At 48.1% G+C, this 22,732-nt stretch carries 16 protein-coding genes; 10 read left to right on the top strand and 6 right to left on the bottom strand.

The annotated features are described in order from the left end of the window. Window position 1 precedes the first annotated feature (1 nt). From ACXIT9_RS04055 to ACXIT9_RS04035, 5 genes are all read left to right on the top strand, one after another. Window positions 2-1,585, top strand: coding sequence for an acyl-CoA carboxylase subunit beta (locus ACXIT9_RS04055; protein ID WP_458054969.1), 1,584 nt, complete (start codon window positions 2-4; stop codon window positions 1,583-1,585). A 266-nt stretch (window positions 1,586-1,851) separates the two neighbouring features. After that, a complete protein-coding gene (locus ACXIT9_RS04050; protein WP_458054968.1) occupies window positions 1,852-2,916 on the top strand; it encodes a M20/M25/M40 family metallo-hydrolase in 1,065 nt (354 codons plus the stop codon). 20 nt (window positions 2,917-2,936) lie between these two features. Further along, window positions 2,937-3,734: an ABC transporter substrate-binding protein gene (locus ACXIT9_RS04045; protein ID WP_458054967.1), complete on the top strand. Its 798-nt coding sequence runs from the start codon at window positions 2,937-2,939 to the stop codon at window positions 3,732-3,734. Between the two features lie 236 nt (window positions 3,735-3,970). Then, on the top strand, window positions 3,971-6,934 hold the full coding sequence (locus ACXIT9_RS04040) for a SusC/RagA family TonB-linked outer membrane protein (protein WP_458054966.1): 2,964 nt from the start codon (window positions 3,971-3,973) through the stop codon (window positions 6,932-6,934). An 11-nt stretch (window positions 6,935-6,945) separates the two neighbouring features. Continuing rightward, complete coding sequence (locus ACXIT9_RS04035) at window positions 6,946-8,358, top strand: RagB/SusD family nutrient uptake outer membrane protein (protein ID WP_458054965.1); 1,413 nt, start codon at window positions 6,946-6,948, stop codon at window positions 8,356-8,358. 30 nt (window positions 8,359-8,388) lie between these two features. Here ACXIT9_RS04035 and ACXIT9_RS04030 read toward each other — a convergent pair whose 3' ends face one another. From ACXIT9_RS04030 to ACXIT9_RS04020, 3 genes are all read right to left on the bottom strand, one after another. Continuing rightward, window positions 8,389-8,517 (bottom strand): hypothetical protein, encoded by a 129-nt coding sequence (locus ACXIT9_RS04030; RefSeq protein WP_458054964.1) that lies wholly within the window; start codon window positions 8,515-8,517, stop codon window positions 8,389-8,391. A 173-nt stretch (window positions 8,518-8,690) separates the two neighbouring features. Beyond that, window positions 8,691-11,066 (bottom strand): ribonucleoside-diphosphate reductase subunit alpha, encoded by a 2,376-nt coding sequence (locus ACXIT9_RS04025; RefSeq protein WP_458054963.1) that lies wholly within the window; start codon window positions 11,064-11,066, stop codon window positions 8,691-8,693. Window positions 11,067-11,091: 25 nt separating this feature from the next. Then, entirely contained in the window at window positions 11,092-12,072 is a 981-nt protein-coding gene (locus tag ACXIT9_RS04020; RefSeq protein ID WP_458054962.1) for a ribonucleotide-diphosphate reductase subunit beta, read from the bottom strand. 448 nt (window positions 12,073-12,520) lie between these two features. Between ACXIT9_RS04020 and rplU the strand changes: the two genes are divergently transcribed. From rplU to ACXIT9_RS04000, 4 genes are all read left to right on the top strand, one after another. Then, the gene (gene rplU / locus ACXIT9_RS04015; RefSeq protein ID WP_458055639.1) at window positions 12,521-12,832 is read left to right on the top strand and encodes a 50S ribosomal protein L21; all 312 of its coding nucleotides are present in this window, start codon (window positions 12,521-12,523) and stop codon (window positions 12,830-12,832) included. A 28-nt stretch (window positions 12,833-12,860) separates the two neighbouring features. Next, complete coding sequence (rpmA, locus tag ACXIT9_RS04010; RefSeq protein WP_458054961.1) at window positions 12,861-13,121, top strand: 50S ribosomal protein L27; 261 nt, start codon at window positions 12,861-12,863, stop codon at window positions 13,119-13,121. A gap of 181 nt (window positions 13,122-13,302) precedes the next feature. After that, window positions 13,303-16,044: a prolyl oligopeptidase family serine peptidase gene (locus tag ACXIT9_RS04005; protein WP_458054960.1), complete on the top strand. Its 2,742-nt coding sequence runs from the start codon at window positions 13,303-13,305 to the stop codon at window positions 16,042-16,044. A gap of 144 nt (window positions 16,045-16,188) precedes the next feature. Continuing rightward, entirely contained in the window at window positions 16,189-19,251 is a 3,063-nt protein-coding gene (locus ACXIT9_RS04000) for a WD40/YVTN/BNR-like repeat-containing protein (protein WP_458054959.1), read from the top strand. 24 nt (window positions 19,252-19,275) lie between these two features. Here ACXIT9_RS04000 and ACXIT9_RS03995 read toward each other — a convergent pair whose 3' ends face one another. Then, a complete protein-coding gene (locus ACXIT9_RS03995) occupies window positions 19,276-20,529 on the bottom strand; it encodes a flavin monoamine oxidase family protein (RefSeq protein ID WP_458054958.1) in 1,254 nt (417 codons plus the stop codon). Between the two features lie 119 nt (window positions 20,530-20,648). Here ACXIT9_RS03995 and ACXIT9_RS03990 point away from each other — a divergent pair, with 119 nt between their 5' ends. Further along, window positions 20,649-20,960: an HPF/RaiA family ribosome-associated protein gene (locus ACXIT9_RS03990; RefSeq protein WP_458054957.1), complete on the top strand. Its 312-nt coding sequence runs from the start codon at window positions 20,649-20,651 to the stop codon at window positions 20,958-20,960. Between the two features lie 138 nt (window positions 20,961-21,098). On the opposite strand, the gene ACXIT9_RS03985 is transcribed toward ACXIT9_RS03990, so the two are convergent. Continuing rightward, window positions 21,099-21,737 carry a rhomboid family intramembrane serine protease gene (locus tag ACXIT9_RS03985; RefSeq protein ID WP_458054956.1) on the bottom strand — a complete coding sequence of 213 codons (639 nt, stop codon included), beginning with the start codon at window positions 21,735-21,737 and terminating at the stop codon, window positions 21,099-21,101. A gap of 1 nt (window position 21,738) precedes the next feature. Then, window positions 21,739-22,731 carry a polyprenyl synthetase family protein gene (locus ACXIT9_RS03980; protein WP_458054955.1) on the bottom strand — a complete coding sequence of 331 codons (993 nt, stop codon included), beginning with the start codon at window positions 22,729-22,731 and terminating at the stop codon, window positions 21,739-21,741. Between the last annotated feature and the right edge of the window lies 1 nt (window position 22,732).

The following is a 22,732-nucleotide window of genomic DNA, read 5'->3' as shown; positions in this document are numbered from 1 at the left end:
TATGGATAGTCAGACGAAAGGTGTTTATACTTTACCCAGTAACCAGGAAAAAATAGAACTGCTTAAAAAGAAAAATGCGGAGGCACTCTTAGGGGGAGGGGAGGAGCGTATCGCTGCGCAGCATAAAAAAGGCAAGCTAACCGCGCGCGAGCGGATTCATTTGTTAATGGATGAGGGGACCTTCCAAGAAATCGATAAGTTCGTGATGCATCGAGCAAAGGATTTTGGCTTGGATAAAACCCATTATTTAGGAGACGGCGTCGTCGTAGGTTATGGTGAAGTAAACGGCCGTCTGACTTATGTATTTTCCCAGGATTTCACCGTTTTCGGCGGCTCGCTATCGGAAACGCATGCAGAGAAAATCTGCAAAATCATGGACATGGCCATGAAAAATGGTGCGCCTGTAATCGGGCTTAATGACTCCGGAGGAGCTCGAATCCAAGAGGGTGTCGTCTCCTTAGGGGGCTACGCAGATATTTTTTACCGGAATACGCTGGCTTCAGGTGTTATTCCACAGATCTCTGCTATCATGGGACCCTGTGCTGGTGGAGCGGTGTACTCTCCTGCGATTACGGACTTTATTCTAATGGTTGAAAATACGTCTTACATGTTCGTGACAGGTCCTAACGTAGTGAAGACGGTAACACAGGAAACTGTTACAGCAGAGGAACTAGGAGGTGCTAGTGCGCACAGCTCCAAGTCCGGTGTCACGCATTTCGCCTGTGCTAATGAGCTGGCGGCTATCCAGCACGTTAAAAAACTACTCAGCTACATCCCTCAAAACTGTGAAGATGATGCACCTATCTATCCTTATGAGATGCTGGTTTCCGAACGAAGAGAGGTACTGGACACACTCATTCCTGATAACCCAAACACACCTTATGACATGCGTGAGGTGATCGCGGGCATTGTTGATGAGGAGTCTTTCTTCGAAGTGCATAAGGATTATGCGGAAAATATCGTTGTGGGCTTTGCCCGAATTGCCGGACGTAGCATCGGCATCGTAGGAAATCAGCCGCAAGCCATGGCAGGGGTACTCGATAACGACGCCTCTGTTAAGGCGGCTCGGTTTGTACGTTTTTGCGATAGCTTTAATGTGCCTTTGCTCGTCCTAGTGGATGTGCCGGGCTTTTTGCCAGGAACAGACCAAGAGTGGAATGGCATTATTACGAATGGCGCGAAGCTGCTCTATGCCTTCTCTGAGGCAACAGTTCCACGTATTACCGTCATTACGCGTAAGGCCTATGGGGGTGCTTATGATGTGATGAACTCCAAGCATATCGGCGCCGACTTAAACTTTGCTTGGCCGACGGCCGAAATTGCAGTTATGGGGGCTAAGGGTGCTGCTGAAATTATTTTCAAGCGGGAGATAGCAGAGGCAGAAGATCCAGAAGCCAAGCTACAGGAAAAGGTAGATGAGTATACGGCCAAGTTCGCGAATCCGTATCGTGCCGCGCACCGTGGATTCATTGATGAAGTTATCATGCCAGCAGAAACGCGTGAGAAATTGATACGTGGCTTTAAAATGTTGGAAAACAAGGTAGACCAGCTTCCGAAAAAGAAACATGGAAACATTCCTTTATAAAGTTTCCGGTCAGTAGCAGGCTTGGGACGCCATGCCAAGGTCTGCGCCCCTGTGCCGGAGCGGATGAAGCCGGAGGTAATGATGCCTTCGGCTTTTTCATGCGTAATAGTGGCTGCACGCTAGGGCCATTTTCCGCCCGAAAGTGGAGGCAGATTTGTAGGGTAGACAGAACCTCCTGCTTCTTCCACCGAAGGCCTCGGGCTAAAATTTGAGCCATAGGAACTCCTCCACGACAACTGCGTTATTTATTAGAGTAATTAGAAAGTATGACAGCAAAAGAATTTTTATTTCAGTATTTGAATACAGCCTCTCCCACGGGCTTTGAAGCCAGCGGGCAGGCGGTGTGGCTGGACTACATCAAGCCGCATGTAGACAGCTATTTTACCGATCAATACGGTACGGCGGTAGGCATTTTGAATCCGGAGCACCCTTTTAAGGTCGTGATAGAAGCCCATGCGGATGAAATTTCTTGGTTCGTGCATTACATCACCCCGGAAGGTTATATCTATGTGCGCCGAAACGGAGGCTCTGATCATATGATCGCTCCCTCTATGCGTGTAAATATTCATACCGATAAAGGGATCGTAGACGGTGTCTTCGGCTGGCCTGCGATCCATGTGCGCAAGTCAGGTAAAGAGGAGGCACCCACGCAGCAGTCGATCTTTATCGATGTAGGAGCCCGCTCCAAGGAAGAAGTAGAGGAAATGGGTGTTCATGTAGGTTGTGTGATCACCTTTAAAGATCAGCTAAGCGAGCTAAATAACGCCTTTTACACCGGGCGTGCTCTCGATAATCGCATAGGCGGTTATATGATCGCAGAGGTGCTGCGGCGCATTCGGAGCTCTGGAAAACAGTTGCCCTTTGGTCTCTACGTAGTAAATGCGGTACAGGAGGAGATCGGTTTGCGCGGAGCGCAAATGATAGCTGCCCGAATTAAGCCACAGGTAGCGCTAATTACGGATGTCTGCCATGACACTACAGCACCCCTTTATAATAAAATCGAGAGTGGAGACCAGGTCGCTGGCAAAGGCCCCGTGCTTACCTATGGCGCGGCAGTGCATAAAAAACTGCTGGACCTGCTTATCGATCAGGCCAAGCGTTCTGGGATTGCCTTCCAGCGCGCGGCAGCCAGCAGAAGTACGGGTACAGATACCGATGCCTTCGCCTATAGTAATGAGGGCGTTCCGGCAGCATTGATTTCGCTGCCACTAAAGTACATGCACACCACGGTAGAAACAGCCAGTAAGCAGGATATCGAAGATGTTATCCAGCTGATGCATGACTTTCTACTGGAGTTCGACCCCACCTTTGATTTTCGCTATATAAAATAAGTTAAGCAGCTTCCCCTACCATGCGACACATTACAGACATGATGGGCAGGGTAATTTCCTTGCCAGAATTTCCGAAGAGAATCATTTCTTTAGTCCCTTCACAAACGGAACTATTGGTTGCCCTCGGACTGCGTGAGCGCCTGGTAGGGGTGACTAAATTTTGTGTTCATCCCGCGGACTTAAAAAAAAACTGCACCCTGATAGGAGGTACGAAGCAGTATCGGATGGAGCAGATCCATGCATTAGCGCCTGATCTGATCATCGGCAATAAAGAAGAAAATGAGCGTGAGGGCATCGAAGCTCTAGCGCGTCAGTATCCTGTCTGGCTGAGTGATATCGTGACATTGGAAGATAGTTTCCGCATGATACAGGGTATCGGAGCAGTGACTGGGACCAGCGATCGCGCAGAGGAGCTAGTGGCACAGCTGCGTGCACATCGGCAGCAGTGGCCGCGTTTTTCGGGCCGCGTGGCATATTTTATCTGGCGTAAACCCTATATGTTGGCGGGCAGGGGAACATTTATCCATGAGATGCTCACGGAGCTGGGCTTTGAGAATGTGGTGGAGCAGGAGCGCTATCCGGAGATACAGCCGGCAGCGTTGCGGGAGCTGGCGCCGGCGCATATTTTTTTAAGTTCCGAACCCTTTCCCTTTAAGGAAAAACATATAGAGGAGTTCCGTCTTTTGGCCCCATGGGCCAAAGTTACCATCGTCGATGGGGAGCTTTTTTCCTGGTATGGCAGTCGACTTTTGCACGCGCGGGATTATTTTACAGGAATATTTTCAGAAAGTCTAGAGTCTAGCGTAAAGCCGAAATAAGTTCAATTCATTGTGGGTTTTCTATAATTTCTACGTAATACGAAGGAAAGCCATATAATATTTTGTTTAGGCCTATTGTTTAAGTAGTTAGTAGTTTTTTATTCGCTTTTGCAGAATGGTTGAAACCATATTTTTGCCTTTAATCAATCGAAAAGGCCGCTCTTCGATAAATTAGCGGCCAAAAAAATATTTTTTGGTAGATTCAATACCAACCAGTACAAATAATCTACATACTTATGAAGAAAAGCTTTATCCCCTTATTGCTGCTCTTCCTGTTGTGCTTTCATTTTGTGGAGGCACAGCAGCGGAGCGTGAGCGGCGTTGTGATTTCGGGTGACGACAAGGAGCCCATTCCCGGTGTTAGTGTCCAAGTTAAAGGCAGCACCACAGGTACCGTCACCGATTTAGACGGTAAATTTACCATCAATGTGCCAGGACCGGAGGCCATCCTGGTGTTTTCTTACATTGGTTATCAGGCTCAGGAGATCGCGGCAGGTTCGCGCAGTACCTTAGACGTCACTTTAAATGAGGATGTACGTCAACTCAGTGAAGTGGTAATCGTCGGTTATGGTGAGCAGGACAGAAAGACCCTTACCTCTTCCATCTCTTCTGTAAGTGCGAAGGATATCGAGAACCTACCGATGCCGAGTACCGATCAGATGATGCAGGGACGAGCGCCAGGTGTACTCGTTTCGGCGAATTCAGGGACCCCCGGTGGCGGTATGTTCGTGCGTGTCCGTGGTTCTACGTCCATTAATGCGGATAATGACCCTTTATATGTAGTGGACGGTATCCCGATCGTTTCGGGTAATCAGTCCGCGATCGGTCTAGGAGGTAGTACGGCGAACTCTATGGCAGACATTAACCCTGCCGACATCGAGTCGATCGAGATTCTGAAAGATGCCTCGGCTACGGCGATTTATGGTGCACGGGCAGCGAATGGCGTGGTGCTTATCACCACTAAGAGAGGGAAAAGCCAAAAGGCGAAGGTTAGTATCGGCTCCTATGTGGGGACTCAGAGCGCTTGGAGGTTACCAGACCTAGTGGATGGACCTACTTTCGAAATGCTACGTAACGAGGCGGCGGTCAATAATGGTGGCCAGCCGATTTATGCGAATCCGGAGAATGCCCATAGTACGAATTATGGAGAATTAGTTTTCCGAGATGCACCGATCCGCAACTTTGACGTCTCTGTTTCGGGAGGTAACGATCAAATCCGTTATTTGGTGTCAGCGAATGATTTCGATCAACAAGGAATCATCGCCCCTTCGGATTTTTCTCGTAGAACAGGGCGCTTAAACCTGGATGCTTTCGTTTCGGACAGAATTAAAGTTGGGACCAGCATTTTGTACTCACGAAATATCCGAAATCGTGTGACCAACGATGATAATATCGCTGGTGCATTAGGAGGCGCTCACTTCTTCCCATCGAATCTACCTCCTTTTCAGGAGGACGGCAGTTATACGAAGTTCAGTATCTTCGAGAACCCGATCGCTGTAGTGAATGAGAATGACATCTCCATGGTGACGAACCGTGTGTTAGCTACCGTTTACGGGGAGTTTGAGTTCTTTCCAGGATTAACGTTACGGTCTACCTTCTCGGTGGATTATAATAACATTAAAGAAGACCGATACATCAATACGCTACTTAATGCCGGTGCTGCGGTAAATGGTGATGCTTCCTCGATTGTTACGGTAAATGACAACTGGATTCAGGAGAATGTGTTGAATTACCAGACTAATTTTGGTGGACGTCATGATCTGAGCATCCTAATAGGAAACACGCTTCAGGAGTCTACTTTCGAGCGTACATCTGCCTTCGGGCAGCAGTTCCCTTCGAATGATTTTAGAAGAATCGCTTCTGCTGCCGTGCAGACCTCTTCTTCTAGTGGAAGTGCTTGGGGGATTTCTTCCTTCTTTACGCGAATCAATTACAGCTTAGATAAAAAGTACCTCTTCACGGTCAATATGCGAAGAGATGGAAGCTCTCGATTTGGCGCTGCGAATCGTTGGGGCTCTTTCCCTTCTGCTGCTGTAGGATGGAGAATTTCCGAGGAAGCCTTTTTTAACAAGGGTAAGCTAGTGTCAGACCTTAAACTACGTTCCAGCTACGGGGTAACGGGTAACCAAAATGGTATAAATGACTTCCAGTCGAGAGGATTATGGAGAGGGGGAGCGAACTACACGATAACGCCTGGAACGGAGCCTTCTCAGCTTGCCAACCCAGATCTGCGCTGGGAGCGTACGGCCCAGTTTAATATTGGGGTAGATCTATCGATGTTTAATGATCGGATGACGGTGGTGTTAGAGTATTACGACAAGCAGACGACAGACTTGCTTTTAGCGGTTCCTGTACCACGTTCCAGCGGATTTACGAGTATCTTCCAGAACTTCGGTGCTATGGAGAACAAGGGTTTTGAATTTATGATAGCTGGATCACCCATTGTGACGAAAGATTTTACATGGGACGTGAACTTTAATATCGCACAAAACAGAAATAACATCAAACGTCTGGCACAGCCCATCCCGGTTTATAACCGCGACATCATTCGTATGGAGGAAGGTATTCCGATGTACTCTTTTTGGATGCATGAGCAGCTTGGGGTGAATCCAGAAACAGGCGATCCTATTTGGAGAACGATGGAAGAAGGAAGAGATTTCGATCCGAACGTAGATCGTTTCATAGTAGGAAACGCGTGGCCGGACTTCTTTGGTGGAATTACCAATACCTTCCGCTATAAGAATTTCGATGCGGTGATTTTCTTCCAGTATTCTTATGGTAATGATCAGTTATTCTGGAACCGTTTCTTCCAGGAGCATGGCGGCACGCGTAACACGAACTTCCTGGCCAGCCAGCTAGACAGATGGCAGCAGCCGGGTGACATTACGATGGTGCCTAGAATGACGAACGCGAATTATGCGGCGAATTTAAGACCATCGCGTTTTGTGGAAGACGGGTCTTACCTGCGCTTAAAAAATATCTCGATCGGTTACACCTTACCGGGTAGCGTAGCCTCGAAATTAGGCATGAGCTCGGCACGCGTCTATGTGAGTGGTCAAAACGTCTTGACGTGGACGAATTACAGTGGAATGGACCCAGAAGTAAACTCTACCGCTTCTACTGCGACCACGCAGGGGGTTGACTTCTTTGGAATGCCTCAGCCGCGCGTCTTCATGGCCGGATTTAACATTACCTTTTAAACCTGACTTCTATGAAATTTAAGTATATATTAAGCGCAGTAGCAGTAGGGGGCATGCTCTATTTAAGCTCCTGCGATGTGCTGAACCAAGATCCGGAGTTGGAAATCTCCGATGAGTCTGCTTTTACGAATGAAAATAGTGCGAATGCGGCGCTCGCGGGGCTCTACCATCAGCTACAGGCAGGTGCCTATTATGGCCGAAATTTCCAGATCATCGCGGACGTGTCTGCCGATATTTCACAGAGTGTGGGCACTTGGGATTTCTATCGCGAAATGGACACCTATCAGCTGGATGCCTCTAACTTAGAGCTCACCAACTTCTACACGGCGGCTTACCGAGCCGTGAATCAAGCCAATAATATCATTGCGGAGGTTCCTAATATTGAAATGGCCGCTTCGCGTCGTGATAATATCATCGGTCAGGCGCATTTAGTGCGTGCACTAGCTTTCTTTGATCTAAATCGTGTATTCGGTGGAGTGCCAGGTGTTATCGGGGAACTTAGTGTCGTACTCCCCTTGACGCCTTCGCGTGGTGTAGGTGAAGGACTGTTTCCTTCCCGTCCCTCCTTGATGGATGGGTATAATCAAGTAAAAGCTGACTTAGAACTTGCGCTGCAGTTACTTCCTGAGGAGCAAAGTAGTAATTCATTTACACGCTCACGAGCGGTAAAGGCGACAGCTCGAGCACTACTGGCTCGCCTTAACTTGTATATGGGGAATTTCGCACAGGCAGCGAGCTTCGCTAGCGATGTGATTTCCGACGGAAAGTACAGCCTAGTGCCTAACTATCTGAATATTTTCTCTACTGACTTCAGCACTGAGTCTATTTTTGAACTGGATTTTATCGCTGCAGATCAGAGTGGACTGCGCTTTTGGTACTTTCCTGGAGCACAGGGTGGCCGTGGTGAGTTAGCGGTCAACAATGACTTCTTAGCCGCTATAAAAGCAGACCCGAATGACATTAGAGGAACCATGTTCGGCTTCGACCCCATTCAAAATGTAAGCTTCCCCACCAAGTATCAGAAACCAGGAAACATCGATAATGCTCACCTGATTCGAATCGCAGAAATGTACCTAATCCGAGCAGAAGCATTAGCCCGAACAGGCAGTGTAAGTGCCGCGGTAGAAGACATCAATCGAATACGAAATCGTGCAGGGGTAGCTAATTACAGCGGGGCCATGACTTCCGATGCGGTGTTGTTAGAGATCGAGAAACAAAGACGCTTCGAGTTGGCTTTCGAAGGACATACTTTCTTCGACCTCGTACGTACTAATCGCGCGCTGACAGTGCTCGCTGCTGTAAATCGTGTCAACTCTTCCGCTCCGGTGCGTTTGGATCAACCTTGGAAGCAAATTCTGCCCATTCCGCGTGATGAGCTGCTCTCCAATCCAAATATGGTTCAAAATCCAAATTATGGTAATTAATTTGTAAATTCGTAAAACGAATAGGATCACTCACTGCCCTACGTGTCCCAGCACAATGAAGGCGAAGCAAGGAAGCCCTTCCTCCGATAGCATGTCGGAGCGAAGGGCTTTCGTTTTACTATCGGTAGGCTGCATATCTATTGCTTTATATCTAATCATGTCTCATGCACGAGGTATAGCGAGATTAATAGCGGGTGGGCATGTCTTTTATGTCGAGGAACTCTCTTCTATGTGGCTAGGGCCTTGCGCCTAAGGCGCAAAAAAAAGTGCCGTTTACGTAACGACACTTTTCTGATCTATATGCTAGAATTTAGTACTACTATCTCCTACTCTTATGAGCCACACATCTCGCAATCATCCGGATTATCTAAGGAACACGCAATGGCTTCCTGTTTTTGAGCGAGAAGCTCCTCATCTTCCTTCAGCGAGGTCTTGTCTACTGTGAATTGGATGGCACTGGTCGCTGCTTGTGAACGTAAATAATACATTCCCGTTTTTAAGCCGCTCTTCCAGGCATAGAAGTGCATGGAAGTAAGTTTTCCAAAGTTAGGGTCTTGTAAAAAGAGGTTCATACTCTGAGACTGGCAGATATAGGCTCCGCGATCAGCCGCCATATCGATGATGACCTTTTGGGAAATTTCCCAAACCGTCTTGTATAGGTCCTTGATATTCTGTGGAATACTCGAGATATTTTGAACAGAACCATTGGCTGCGATCAATTTATTTTTCATCGTATCGTTCCACAGGTTTAGTCGAATCAAGTCCTTTAGCAAGTGCTTGTTTACGACAATAAATTCCCCGGAAAGTGTCCTGCGTGTATAAATATTCGATGTGTATGGTTCAAAGCACTCGTTGTTTCCTAAGATCTGTGAAGTGGATGCTGTAGGCATAGGAGCTACTAAGAGGCTGTTACGTACACCAAATTTTAGCACCCGCTCGCGAAGATCGTCCCAGTTCCAGCGACCTGATTTTGGGGTTTTACCCCACAGATCAAACTGAAATTTACCTTCTGAAACGGGAGAGCCCTCGTAGGTCTCATAGGTTCCTTCTACCTTAGCTAGCTCCATAGAAGCTTCCATAGCTCCGTAGTAAATCGTTTCGAAGATATCTTCATTTAGCCCGCGCGCTTCCTCAGAATCAAAAGGCATGCGAAGCAACATAAAGGTATCTGCTAAGCCCTGTACGCCTAATCCGATGGGACGATGACGGAAGTTAGAACGCTTTGCCTCTTCGATTGGGTAATAATTGACATCGATAACCTTATTAAGATTACGCGTGATCACTTTCGTGATTTCATATAGCTTCTGATGATCGAAGAACTTCTTACCGTCTGGTGTGCTACGCACAAATTTCGGGAGTGCGATGGAGGCCAAATTACATACTGCTACTTCATCTGGAGCCGTATACTCCATGATTTCCGTACAGAGGTTAGACGATTTGATCGTGCCGAGATTTTTTTGATTGGATTTTTTGTTGGCAGCGTCCTTATACAGCATATAAGGAGTTCCTGTTTCGATCTGGGATTCTAAGATTTCAAACCACAGATCTTGTGCTTTCACTTTTTCGCGCGCACGACCTTCTCTTTCATATTTTTCATAGAGACGCTCGAACTCATCGCCATAACAGTCGGATAGTCCTGGACACTCATTTGGGCAAAAGAGTGACCATTCTTCATTGGCTTCTACGCGCTTCATAAATAAATCTGGGATCCACATGGCATAGAAGAGGTCGCGTGCACGCATTTCTTCTTTTCCGTGGTTTTTTTTCAGATCCAGAAAATCTTTCACATCTGCATGCCAGGGTTCGAGGTAAATTGCGAAGCTCCCTTTGCGTTTACCGCCCCCCTGATCCACATAGCGTGCGGTCATATCGAAATTTCTGAGCATAGGGACGATACCATTAGAAACGCCATTTGTCCCACGTATGTAGGAGCCTTTCGCTCGCACGTTATGAATGGAGAGTCCGATTCCGCCTGCTGATTGAGAGATTTTCGCGCAGTTTTTTAGTGTATCATAGATGCCATCGATACTGTCTTCTTTCATGGCCAAAAGAAAACAGCTTGATAGCTGCGGCTTCGGAGTGCCTGCATTAAAAAGAGTAGGAGTAGCATGCGTAAACCAGCGCTCAGAGAGCAAGTTGTACGTCTCGATGACTGCATCTAAATTTTCTTTATGAATGCCCACAGCCACACGCATGAGCATGTGCTGGGGACGCTCTACTACCTTTCCATCTAATTTAATAAGGTAACTGCGTTCTAAGGTTTTGAAGCCGAAGTAATCATAGCCGAAATCTCTGTCGTAATCGATGGCTTCATCTAGTTTAGCCGCATTTGTTTTGATCACCCCGTATACATCAGGTGCTATAAGTGCAGCATTTTGTCCTGTCACTGGATTAATATACGTATACAGGCGCTTCATCGTGTTAGAGAAGCTACTACTAGTAGTCTTGTGTAAGTTGGATATCGCGATGCGTGCCGCTAACGTCGCATATTCTGGGTGCTTGACGGTGAGGGAAGCACAAATTTCTGCTGCCAAATTATCCAGCTCTGTGGTGGTTACCCCGTCATAAAGGCCATCGATGACCTTTTTAGCCACTTCTATCGGCTGGATATAACGCCTATCTAAACCGGCACAGAGATTTTCTATACGGGCGGTTATCTTATCGAAGCGGACGGACTCTCGGCGCCCATCTCTTTTTACTACTAGCATATAAAGTTTTGTTGTTTTTGGGTGATTAAAAATCTTCTCCTATTGCGAATTTAGGCTTGTCTGAATTGTCTTCTTTCTTCATTACACCCGCCTTTTGATAATCCCCAACACGCTTCTCGAAGAAGTTCGTTTTGCCCGGTAGGGAGATCATATCCATAAAGTCAAAAGGATTCGAAGAACCCCAAACACGCTCATTACCCAATTCAAGTAAGAGACGATCTGCTACAAATTCGATGTATTGACACATTAGGTCAGCATTCATACCGATTAGCCGCACCGGTAAGGCATCCGTAACGAACTCTTTCTCTATCTCTACTGCGTCCATGATGATTTTCTTTACCGTCTCTTTCGGCAGTCTGTTCACGACGTGTTTTGTATACAAATGACAAGCGAAGTCGCAGTGCAATCCTTCATCGCGCGAGATAAGCTCGTTCGAGAATGTCAGACCAGGCATTAAACCTCTTTTTTTCAACCAAAAAAGAGAACAGAATGACCCTGAAAAGAAGATGCCTTCTACCGCTGCGAAGGCGATAAGTCGCTCCTGAAAACTTCCATTATCGATCCAGCGAAGTGCCCACTCTGCTTTTTTCTGTACACATGGAATCGTTTCTATAGCATTTAATAAATAGTCTCGTTCCTGTGCGTTCTTGATGTAGGTATCGATCAGTAAACTGTACGTTTCTGAGTGAATATTTTCCATCGCGATCTGAAAGCCATAAAAGAACTTAGCCTCCGTATACTGAACCTCTGACACGAAGTGCTCCGCGAGATTTTCATTTACGATGCCATCGCTGGCCGCAAAGAAGGCTAGGATGTGCGAAATGAAGTGACGCTCGCCGTCTGTTAGGTTTTTCCAGTCATTTAAATCTTGACTCAGGTCGATCTCTTCCGCTGTCCAAAAACTCGCCTCTGCCTTTTTATAGAATTGCCAGATGTCGTTATGCTGAATAGGAAAAAGAACGAATCGATTTCCATTGTCCTGAAGTATTGGCTCTTGATTTTGCATGTCTTTTGTACCCTTTTTGATTTTTTTAACCGTTCTTACACATTCCAACAGGTCCCTAAAAGGATTGTTTCAGACAAATATTAACGAAATTTGGGTGAATACCAAGTCCGAAAGAAGCAGGAATTAGCTAGAATTGAACCTAGGGTTAAAAATTATAAAATGCTTATTATGTGATAAATAAAATACTTAATGTTAACTAATGCTTTTAACAATGGCGCCGGAAATAAACATGCGAAAAAAAGTAAAATTTTTCCTTTGTAAAAAAGCGTGGAAAAACAGGTTATTTTTTGACCAAGGGTCAAAAATATGTCTAGTTTCCTTTTTTTTCGTAAAGTGTTCAGGCTATGCCGCTCAAGTGGGAGTGGATTATTTTCTACCTACTTTTCTGCTTTCCAGAAAAATTTCCTATCTTTGCAAACTATTTGGTATAAATCATAAGCACGTAATTATGTACGCAATTGTTAACATCGCTGGGAAGCAGTTCAAGGTAACGAAAGATCAGTATGTTTACGCCCCTAAATTGGCAGTAGACACTGGCGCTTCAGTGGAATTCGATGAGGTACTATTGGCTGAGGACAATGGATCGATCTCATTAGGTGCTCCTACTATCGCAGGAGCAAAGGTGACGGGTAAAGTATTAGATCACGTCCGCGGAGACAAAGTTATCGTCTTCAAGAAGAAGAGAAGAAAAGGGTATAAGAAGAAAAACGGTCACAGACAGGATTATACCAAAGTTTTAATTGAAAACATTTCACTTTAAGGGTTTCGGCTCATAAACGTAAAACATTATGGCTCACAAGAAAGGTGTCGGTAGTTCCAAAAACGGAAGAGAGTCACATTCCAAAAGACTGGGTGTGAAGAAATTTGGCGGCGAGGCAGTCATCGCTGGTAATATCATCGTAAGACAGCGTGGTACGAAGCATCACGCAGGTGAAAATGTAGGTGTAGGGAAAGACCATACCCTTTTTGCCCTCGCTGACGGTAAGGTGACCTTCAAAAAGAAATTTGATGGCAAGTCTTACGTGAGTGTACTTCCTGTAGAAGCATAAGCATTTCTCAGGCACGAAACAGGTCGGTAGTCGCTTATAAGCGATTACCGATTTTTTTTGTCCATTTTTTTAGCGCTTGCAGGTCGGAGTAGATCCCTTCTTTAGGCTATTTGACCACTGATATAAGAGAGAACCCATTCCTATCGGATTTTTTATAGCTTACTGGCTAAATTTAAGTCTTATGAAGCTAATGATACGTTATGTAGTACCGCTTTTTTGCTTGCTCTTTACTAGCGCACTATCCGTGCAGGCGCAAGAAAAAAAGGTGCTTTCCTTAGAAAATTATCCCGAGTGGTCGCGCGTCATGGCGCCCACCCTCTCCGAGGATGGGTCTTTATTTGCGTATAGTTTGCGCCCAAATGGCGCGGACGACACCTTGCACATCCGTCAAGTGAACGGCGAGCGCATCAAGACCATTCCTAATGGCCTAAATGCGGCATTTAGTGCAAACGCGAATTTCATCGCTTATTTCACGAAACCGGATCAAAAAAAGACGAAAGAATTGCGCCGTGCGCGAAAACCGGTGCTCCAAAAGGCCTTTCTCGCCACCGCTGATGGTGAAACGCGCTTTGAAGTGGATGCAGCAGTCTCCATGGCTTTCTCCCCTGATGAGCGCTTCTGGATGGTGAAGCGCGCTAAAGACGATAGTGACAAGACTTCGCATAAGGGCAGTGACCTAGTCGTCTACGACATCGCCGCAGGGACGGCCACCGTCATCGGAAACGTGACCGAATATGCATTAAATAAAAAAGGCACGCACCTGGCTTACCTCGTAGATGCTCGCGATGGGCTCGGAAATGGGGCTTACCTCTTGCGCCTCAGCGATGCGCAAACACGTACCCTGGACGCTTCCAAAGAGGAGTATCTGCAGCTTACCTGGAACGATGAAGGTACTAAACGCTCTGAATGGGCGAAAAAGGGTGATCGCCTGGCTTTCCTAAAAGGGGAGAAGGTGGATTCGCTTACGCAAACGCCCCGAACGCTTCATGTCGTCAGTGGCGTCGGCAGTGGCAGCACCCAGCTCCGCAGCCTGAACACCTCGGCCACAGGGTTTCCGGAAGGCCATGTGATCAGCGATAAAGCCTCCATTCGTTTTATGGCAGATGGAAAAACCGTTTGGCTCGGCATTAAAGAGCAGGAGCCGGTGCTTAAAGGCGATAAAGATACCATCCCTAACGTAGATGTATGGCACTGGAAGGACGACTATATCCAGTCTGTTCAGATCGTACGTGCGAATCGCAACAGAAACAAGACGTATACAGCTATTTTTGACGCTGACAAGGGCAGCTTTGCGCGCTTAGCGCAAACGGATATGGACGTGGTGCTCCCTTCCCGACATGCCAAGTATTTTGTGGGAAGAAACGACCAGCCTTACATCAGCGATGTCAACTGGGGCATTTCTCCTGCGGACCTTTACCGGGTGGATGCGGAGACAGGCGAGGCCAAGCTTTTTGAATCCCTGGTGACACGTGCCCTTCAGGGATCTCCAGATGGGAGGTATTACCTGTATCAAAAGGACTCAGCTATCATGCTGTACGACTTAGAGACGGACAAGAAGGTGAACCTGACAGCGAACACGCAGGTGAATTTTATGGATATGGAACATCCGTATCCACACGAAAACCCACCCTTTGGCGTAGCCGGCTGGACGAAGGACAGGCGTTCGGTTATCCTGAATCATAAATATGACTTGTACCTGGTGTCCCTCGACGGAAAGTCGGTTCAAAACATCACCCAAATCGGAGATCGAGATGAAATCCGCTTCCGACTGCTCGACTTAGACCCAGAAGAGGATTATGTGGACCTGAAAAAGGGTGCCTACCTCACCGCGTACGGAGAGTGGACCAAGCGAGCAGGCTTTTACCGCCTCACCGATAAGGGAGCCATGACCCCACTCTTAATGGACGATGCGCTATTTGGACGCCCGATGAAGGCTGCGCGTGCCGATGTGCTCGTGCTGACACGCCAAACCTTCGAGCAGGCTCCGGACTATCATCTGACCGACATGCAGTTTAGCAATTTGCGCCAGCTGACGCATTCGAACCCGCAGCAAGAGCAGTACGCCTGGGGCTCACGTACATTAGTGGACTTCGAAAATAAGCGTGGCGACAAGCTTCAGGGTACACTCACGCTGCCAGCTAACTACGAGGAAGGCAAGCAGTATCCAACCATTATCTACTTCTATGAAAAAATGTCCGACAGGCATCACCAGTACTCCATGCCGGTCTACGATGATCGCCCGCACATGTCTTATTATGCAAGTAATGGCTACATGGTGTTTATGCCGGATCAAGTGTTCGAAGAAGGGCGGCCGGGAACAAGTGCTTTGGATAATATAACGAGCGCTGCACAGAAGCTAATCGATCTGGGCTATGCGGATCCAGAGAAGATCGGCCTGCAGGGCCACAGCTGGAGTGGATACCAGACCTCCTTTATTTTAACGCAAACGGACATGTTCCGCTGCATCGTGACAGGTGCGCCGCCGACGAATTTAGAGAGTTTTTACAACAACCTCTACGCGAGTACGGGCACGGTACATCATGGCATCATGGAAATCGGTCAGGTACGTATGGGCTATGGTGTAACTCCGTGGACCCATCGGGAGGCCTATATGCGCGAAAATCCGATGGCGCATATTCCAAATATTAAAACGCCTTTTTTGATTCTTCATGGCACGAAGGATGGGGCTGTGGACTGGGCGCAGGGCTTAGAGCTCTATAATGCAGCACGCCGTATGGAGAAGGAAGTGATCTTCCTCAGCTACCCGAATGAGGGCCATCACCTGACGAATGAAGCGAATCAGAAAGACTTCTTGACACGTATGAAGGAGTATTTCGACTATTATTTAATGGAGAAAGAAGCCCCTCAGTGGATGGAAAGCGGTATCCCACACCTGGAAAAGGTGTACGATAAGGTTCAGTAAAGAAATCGCACAAGTAAATCCTTAAAAAAGACCAGCCCCAACCCGGGCTGGTTTTTTCATAACGTTTTTTTACCAATGGTCATTTTTATGCTGCTTATACGCGCTCATTCTAGTAAATTCCAAACAAATAATAACCCTAAAGCTATGAAGAGAATATTATCCCTGTTGGTACTGCTGGGTGTTCTGTTTTATTTTGATCAAAACAGCTACGCGCAGACGTTCGACGAAAAAGTTTATGATGCCGTGCAGTGGCGGAATGTAGGCCCCCACAGAGGGGGTAGGTCAGCAGCAGTAGCCGGCGTGGCCAGTGAGCGCAATACCTTCTATTTCGGTGCGACTGGTGGCGGAGTGTGGAAAACACTCGATGGTGGAAACACGTGGAAAAATATATCCGATGGGTTTTTTGGAGGTAGTATCGGTGCTGTCACGGTAGCGGAATCCGACCCGAACATTATTTATGTGGGGGGTGGAGAGAAAACGGTACGTGGAAATGTGTCCTATGGTTATGGCATGTTTAAAAGTACGGATGCCGGTAAAACCTGGGAGCCAAAAGGTCTGGCCGATAGCCGATTTATTTCTCGTGTTCGTGTTCATCCTACGAATCCCGATATCGTTTATGCCGCCGTTATGGGCGATTTATTTAAGCCTACCCAAGAGCGAGGCGTATATAAGTCCATCGATGGGGGGAATAATTGGGAGCGTGTCCTTTTTGTCGATGAGAAATCGGGCGCCGTAGACCTTATTTTAGACCCGAAAAATCCAGAGGTAATGTATGCGACCTCTTGGCAGGTACAGCGTACGCCTTACAGCTTAGAAAGCGGTGGGCCGGGAAGTAAAATGTTCAAGAGTACGGATGGCGGAAAAAACTGGACAGAGATTTCCAGAAACCCAGGTTTGCCAAAAGGGCTTTTAGGAATTATGGGGATTACCGTTTCCCCTGTTAACTCAAACAGATTATATGCGATAATCGAAAATTTAGATGGAGGGGTTTTCGTTTCCAGCGATGCGGGGGCCACTTGGGAGAAAACTAACGACGACCGTAACCTCAGACAGCGCGCTTGGTACTATACGCGGATTTATGCCGATACGCAAGACGAGAATACCGTGTATGTCATGAACGTTAGCTACCATAAGTCTACAGACGGTGGCAAAACCTTTAAAGGCGCCAATGCACCACATGGGGATCACCATGACTTGTGGATCGACCCCGTAGACCCGCAGCGTATGATCATCGCCGATGATGGCGGTGCGCAAGTAACCTTCGATGGTGGTACCTCTTGGTCTACTTATATGAACCAGCCGACGGCACAGTTTTACCGCGTAACCACAGATGACCATTTCCCTTACCGCATCTACGGTGCACAGCAGGATAATTCTACCATGCGTATCAGCCACCGTAACGACGGATTCGGCATTACCGAAGACGACTGGGAGGTCAGTGCCGGAAGTGAAAGCGGTTGGTTAGCTATAGACCCTACGAATAACGACATCGTCTACGGAGGAAATTACGGCGGGCTACTTCAGATGAAAAATCATGCTACAGGCGCGAGACGTAATGTGAACGTCTATCCAGACAACCCGATGGGGCATGGTGCGGAAGATATGAAGTACCGCTTCCAGTGGAATTTCCCGATCTTCTTCTCACATCATGACCCGAAGGTGCTCTACACCACCTCCGACCGTTTCCACCGCTCCACGAATGGAGGACAGTCTTGGGAAACCTTTAGTCCTGATCTTACCCGTGATGCGAAAGACAAGCAAGGCCCTTCAGGAGGACCTATCACGAAAGACAATACCTCAGTGGAATACTATTCTACGATCTTTGCGGCAGCAGAGTCTCCTGTGCAGCGGGGTATCCTGTGGGCAGGATCAGATGATGGCCTGGTGCATGTGTCGCGAGATAATGGTGCGAACTGGACGAATGTTACGCCTCCAGATCTTCCGGAGTGGATTCAGATTAACAGCATGGAGGCCTCTCCTTTCGAGGCAGGCGGGCTTTATTTTGCCGCCACCTCGTACAAAAATGGTGACTTCGCACCCTATCTCTACAAGACATCTGACTATGGTGCTACCTGGACGAAAATCGTTTCTGGCATCGCCGAAGATCACTTTACACGCGTGGTGCGCGCCGATCCGGCTAAAAAAGGCTACCTCTATGCCGGAACGGAAACAGGCATGTACATCTCTTTTAACGATGGCGCCAACTGGCAGTCCCTCCAGCTGAACCTTCCTATCGTGCCGATTACAGACCTTACGATTAAGGAAAATAACCTGATCGCCGCGACACAGGGAAGAAGCTTCTGGATCATCGATGACCTAACCGTCCTGCATCAGCTGGCACCCGACTTAGGAAATAAACCCTTCCATTTATTCCGTCCACAAGACTCTTACCGAATCGATGGAGTACGTCGCCCTTCCCCTACAGCAGGTACGAATCGCCCAGGAGGTGTGCTGGTCTATTACCACCTGAAGGAAATGCCGAAAAATGAAATGCGCATCGAATTCTTGAATGCACGTAACGAAGTGGTTCGTGCCTACTCGACGAAGGGAATCGATGGGGACACCTTGAAAGTGAAGGCAGGATCAAATGAGTTCAACTGGAACTTACGTGTTCCTGATGCGAAAGCCTTCGAAGGGATGATCATGTGGTCAGGACCTCTCACAGGACCGAAAGTGGTGCCAGGAGACTATAAGGTGCGTATGATCGTAGATGGCACTACGCAGGAGCAGCCGTTTAAAGTTCTAGCAGATCCACGCTATCCTTCCACGCAAGCAGACTTACAGGCTCAGTATGACTTCCTTTTGGCCGTCCGCAATAAGCTAACTGAAACCCATCAGACCATCACCTTGATCCGGGAATACCGAAGCTCACTGCAAGAGATGATCGCCTCTAAAAAGGTTCGTGCCCGTCAGGGAGAAGATATCATCAAAGCCCTTACTGGCATCGAAGAGACGCTTTACCAAACACAAAACCAAAGCCGCCAGGATCCACTTAACTTCCCTATCCGACTGAATAATAAGTTGGCCCACCTCAATGTTATCGTAGGCACGGGAGAGTGGAGACCTACCGACGGAGCTGAACAAGTTCGCCAAGACATCACCAAGCGCATCGACGCGGAGCTCACCAAGTTCCGGGACATCGAGACCAAGCAGTTGGCGAATCTCATGAATTTAGACGAGCTAAAGGCCGCCATCGACATGAAGTAAAAACCATTTTGAACATATGCTATTTTATCGGAAATCACTCGGGCGCTGTCCGGGTGATTTTTTTAGTATATCAGCGACCACTTCCACGGCTCGCTCCATCGCCCCATGCACGGTCTGATGGTGCCCATTCAGCTGCATGGCTTCGCCTGCAAAGTACACCCGTTCCCCCACTGGCGCCGCCGCCACGGCCCGCGCGTTTCCGATACCTACTGTGCTGTACGAATACGCCCCCAAAATATAGGGCGCCTTTCCCCAGTCTTTGACGTGCGCTTTTACAAAGTATTTAGAGGCCTTCCCATCAAACATCATATCCAGCTCCTCCAGCAGGGCCTGCGTAATCGACTCCTCCCTCCCTAATGCCGACAGCCGCTCCGCCTGCTCCCCGATCAAGTAGGCTAAAAGAACAGGAGGACCCGCCGGTTTCCCCGTACTATCGTCGATGTACGCCGCGCAAACAGGCCCTCCCACCAGATAGTAAGGGTAAAATTTTTCTTCAAAAGCTAAAAATACCTTCATCCCCGCCTCCATGCCGATCTTATGAAAAGCCGCCACTTTCTCCGCCGGCAGCGGTGGATCGAAACGGAGCTTCCCCGCTTTTAGCACCGCTATCGACACTGTCACGATAACCTTATCTGCCCGATAACTATTCCCCAGCGTATCCAGAACTTGCACCCCCTCCGCATCATAAACAATCTGCTCCACAGGGCTAGCATAGCGAATCGCCGCCTTCACCTCCTCTGAAATCTGCTGATCGATAAAATCAAAAAAGCTTGTGGCAAACTTGAAATCCCGACTGCCCGAACTCCAGCCTTTCTCTTCCTCCAGCATGGCTCCCACCGAAATACGATCTGCAGAGCCCCCTAAATCTGCTGCTAGGGCTGTAATGATGTGGGAATAGGAGGCAGGAAGCCCCTTTTTTGCCGCATAAGCGGCAAAGGACATGTCCGGAAGACGATTCCCTCTAAAGATATCTACCTGCTTCGGTAGCCGCCTCCGCAGCGCTCCCTCAAACCAATACGTGGGTTCTAAAGGGTCTTCCGTCAGCACCACCCCCTGCCGATGGGCACTGTCTCCCAAGGCACTCCGCTCTCCATGCAGCCACTGAGCACCTAAGTCCATAGGATAGGGCGCGAAATCGCGCAAAGGGGCCAGTCGACCCCCATACACGTCTGTGGCCTCTAAAATTTCGAAGGCAATGCCTGCACGGTGCAACATCTCCCCCGCAAAAAGCCCCGCTACGCCGGCGCCGATGATGATCACTTTTTCGATTTCACCCATAATTGTTGTGGTTTTCGGTCGCAGGTGCTGATGCCGACCGGTCTACGTTCTGCATAAAAAACAAACCTACCCTAATTACGTGTAATGTATACAGGAATATTCATCTTTAACCCTTTTTTATGAACTACACAGAGAATTATCGCGGAATCAAGGTTGATGTACAGGCTCCGCAAGTTGATGTACCCTCCGGTCTACAAGTACAAATCAGAAAGTCCATTGATAAGTTATTGAGATTTACACCCGTCATCAATTCGGTGGATATTTATTTGAATATTTCCGGTACAGGTAAAACAGCAGAGAGAATCTTAAGTATGCGCGTAGGTATCCCAGGTCCGGACGTGTTTTCAGAAGAAAAAGCGAAAGACCGCTGGAATACCATGCTACGAGCCGTGGTAGATAAAAATGTACGGCAATTGCAAAAGGGAAAATAAGCAGCTAGGTCGCCTTCATGCTCATTCGGGTAGCGAAAGACGAACGATCGTACGAGACACCGGATATGGATACCGGATTTAAATAAGGCTCAGGTCCTACAAGAGACTTATACGTTAACTTGGGGATGCTGAGCCTCCTCACCCAAAAAACTCGCCTAAAAAACGGCTGATCTGCGCCAAGAAGCCGGGAAGGGTGTAAGGCGCCAGCAGGCTGATCACCACCAAGCCCGTGAGCGCACCATATAGGTGCGCATCATGGTTGACGTAATCGTCCTCTTGACGGGCCTTGTAAACCGTATAGCCTAAAAATGCCGCTCCAAGCGCAAATCCCGGCAAGCAAAGCAAGCCAAATAGGCAAATTTTATCCAGCGGCATCAGTAAGATGCTGGCGAAAACCACGGCTGCGGTGGCGCCCGAAGCGCCTAAGGCATGATAATTCGGGTTCCAGCGATGCTTCACATAGGTTTTTAGACTAGAAAGGACCAGCGCAGCCAAGTAAAAGCCCAAAAAGGCTAAAGGTCCCCACACGGTTCCGAAGCGAAACAGGAAGAAGCGCTCCACGATGCCACCAAAAAAGAAAAAGGTAAACATATTAAAGAGCAAATGCATCCCATCCTTATGGATGAAGCCGCTCAATAGAAAACGGTCCCACTCCCCCCTCTCAGCGATCTTGTTTGGACTAAACATCCAGCGATTCAGCATTCCGGGGCGCTTTAGCGCCAAAAATGTCGCCAGACAGGTCGCCGCGATAAGGAGAAAGGTAACGCTTGTGGTCATTTTAATTTTCTCGGGTGATAAGGCCGCGGGTAAGCGTTTCTAAAGTGGCTTTGGCCTCAGGATGCGGGCAGTCGATTGCGGCCAGAGCCGCAAAACCCCGCTCGAAGTAGTCGTTCATCCTCTTTTCGGTAATCTCCCGGATGCCGAGCGCATCGTAAATCGCCGTCACCTCCTGTACTTTTTCCTCTGCCGAGAATGCTGCCGTGTGTAGAGCCACTTCTAAGCGATCTGCTATTTCGCCCTCGGCCAGTTCCAAGGCCTTGAGGAGCAAGAAGGTTTTTTTATTAGCAATGATATCGCCGCCGACCTGCTTGCCGAACTTCTCCTGGTCTGCATACACGTCCAGCAAGTCATCCATCAACTGAAAACCGATGCCCACATCGACGCCAAAAGCATACAGCTTAGCGACATCCTCTCGAGAAGCACCGCCTAAGGTAGCCCCCAGTTCCAGCGCGAAGCCTAAGAGTACGGCTGTCTTTAGGCGGATCATCTCGATGTACTGCTCTTCGCTCACAGTATCCATCTGCTCGAAATTCATGTCCAGCTGCTGTCCTTCGCATACCTCAGCTGCCGTTCGATTAAAACGTAGGAGCATCTCTTTCAGGTAGCGGCCATCCATTTCTAGCAGCATGTCGTATGCTTTTACCAGCATCACATCCCCGGATAAAATGGCTGTGTTGGCATCCCATTTCTCGTGAACGGTAGCCTTACCGCGGCGCAGGGGAGCCTTGTCCATGATGTCATCGTGCATCAGAGTGAAGTTATGAAACACCTCCACTGCCGCCGCAGGAGTGAGCACCTTCTCGATTTCGCTCGCAAAAAGCCGGTAGCCTAAAAGGGTCAGCACAGGACGAAGTCTTTTGCCCCCCAGGGCCAAAAGATACCGGATAGGCTCATAAAGCGATGTCGGTTCACCTCCGTACGGATACTGAACGATCTTTTCTTCTAATGCCTGCTGCAGGTCCTGGACGGAATCACGTGTTTTTAAGGTCATG

This window comes from Nitritalea sp., from assembly GCF_054166705.1.
Note: the sequence above shows the minus strand (reverse complement) of the source record. Positions and strands in the feature narration are given on the sequence as shown.

What these genes read in the sequence shown, in the direction of transcription:
- ACXIT9_RS04055 (WP_458054969.1), top strand. Translation starts at nt 2, where the DNA reads ATGGATAGTCAGACGAAAGGTGTTTATACTTTACCCAGTAACCAGGAA.
- ACXIT9_RS04050 (WP_458054968.1), top strand. Translation starts at nt 1,852, where the DNA reads ATGACAGCAAAAGAATTTTTATTTCAGTATTTGAATACAGCCTCTCCC.
- ACXIT9_RS04045 (WP_458054967.1), top strand. Translation starts at nt 2,937, where the DNA reads ATGCGACACATTACAGACATGATGGGCAGGGTAATTTCCTTGCCAGAA.
- ACXIT9_RS04040 (WP_458054966.1), top strand. Translation starts at nt 3,971, where the DNA reads ATGAAGAAAAGCTTTATCCCCTTATTGCTGCTCTTCCTGTTGTGCTTT.
- ACXIT9_RS04035 (WP_458054965.1), top strand. Translation starts at nt 6,946, where the DNA reads ATGAAATTTAAGTATATATTAAGCGCAGTAGCAGTAGGGGGCATGCTC.
- ACXIT9_RS04030 (WP_458054964.1), bottom strand. Translation starts at nt 8,517, where the DNA reads ATGATTAGATATAAAGCAATAGATATGCAGCCTACCGATAGTAAAACG.
- ACXIT9_RS04025 (WP_458054963.1), bottom strand. Translation starts at nt 11,066, where the DNA reads ATGCTAGTAGTAAAAAGAGATGGGCGCCGAGAGTCCGTCCGCTTCGAT.
- ACXIT9_RS04020 (WP_458054962.1), bottom strand. Translation starts at nt 12,072, where the DNA reads ATGCAAAATCAAGAGCCAATACTTCAGGACAATGGAAATCGATTCGTT.
- rplU (WP_458055639.1), top strand. Translation starts at nt 12,521, where the DNA reads ATGTACGCAATTGTTAACATCGCTGGGAAGCAGTTCAAGGTAACGAAA.
- rpmA (WP_458054961.1), top strand. Translation starts at nt 12,861, where the DNA reads ATGGCTCACAAGAAAGGTGTCGGTAGTTCCAAAAACGGAAGAGAGTCA.
- ACXIT9_RS04005 (WP_458054960.1), top strand. Translation starts at nt 13,303, where the DNA reads ATGAAGCTAATGATACGTTATGTAGTACCGCTTTTTTGCTTGCTCTTT.
- ACXIT9_RS04000 (WP_458054959.1), top strand. Translation starts at nt 16,189, where the DNA reads ATGAAGAGAATATTATCCCTGTTGGTACTGCTGGGTGTTCTGTTTTAT.
- ACXIT9_RS03995 (WP_458054958.1), bottom strand. Translation starts at nt 20,529, where the DNA reads ATGGGTGAAATCGAAAAAGTGATCATCATCGGCGCCGGCGTAGCGGGG.
- ACXIT9_RS03990 (WP_458054957.1), top strand. Translation starts at nt 20,649, where the DNA reads ATGAACTACACAGAGAATTATCGCGGAATCAAGGTTGATGTACAGGCT.
- ACXIT9_RS03985 (WP_458054956.1), bottom strand. Translation starts at nt 21,737, where the DNA reads ATGACCACAAGCGTTACCTTTCTCCTTATCGCGGCGACCTGTCTGGCG.
- ACXIT9_RS03980 (WP_458054955.1), bottom strand. Translation starts at nt 22,731, where the DNA reads ATGACCTTAAAAACACGTGATTCCGTCCAGGACCTGCAGCAGGCATTA.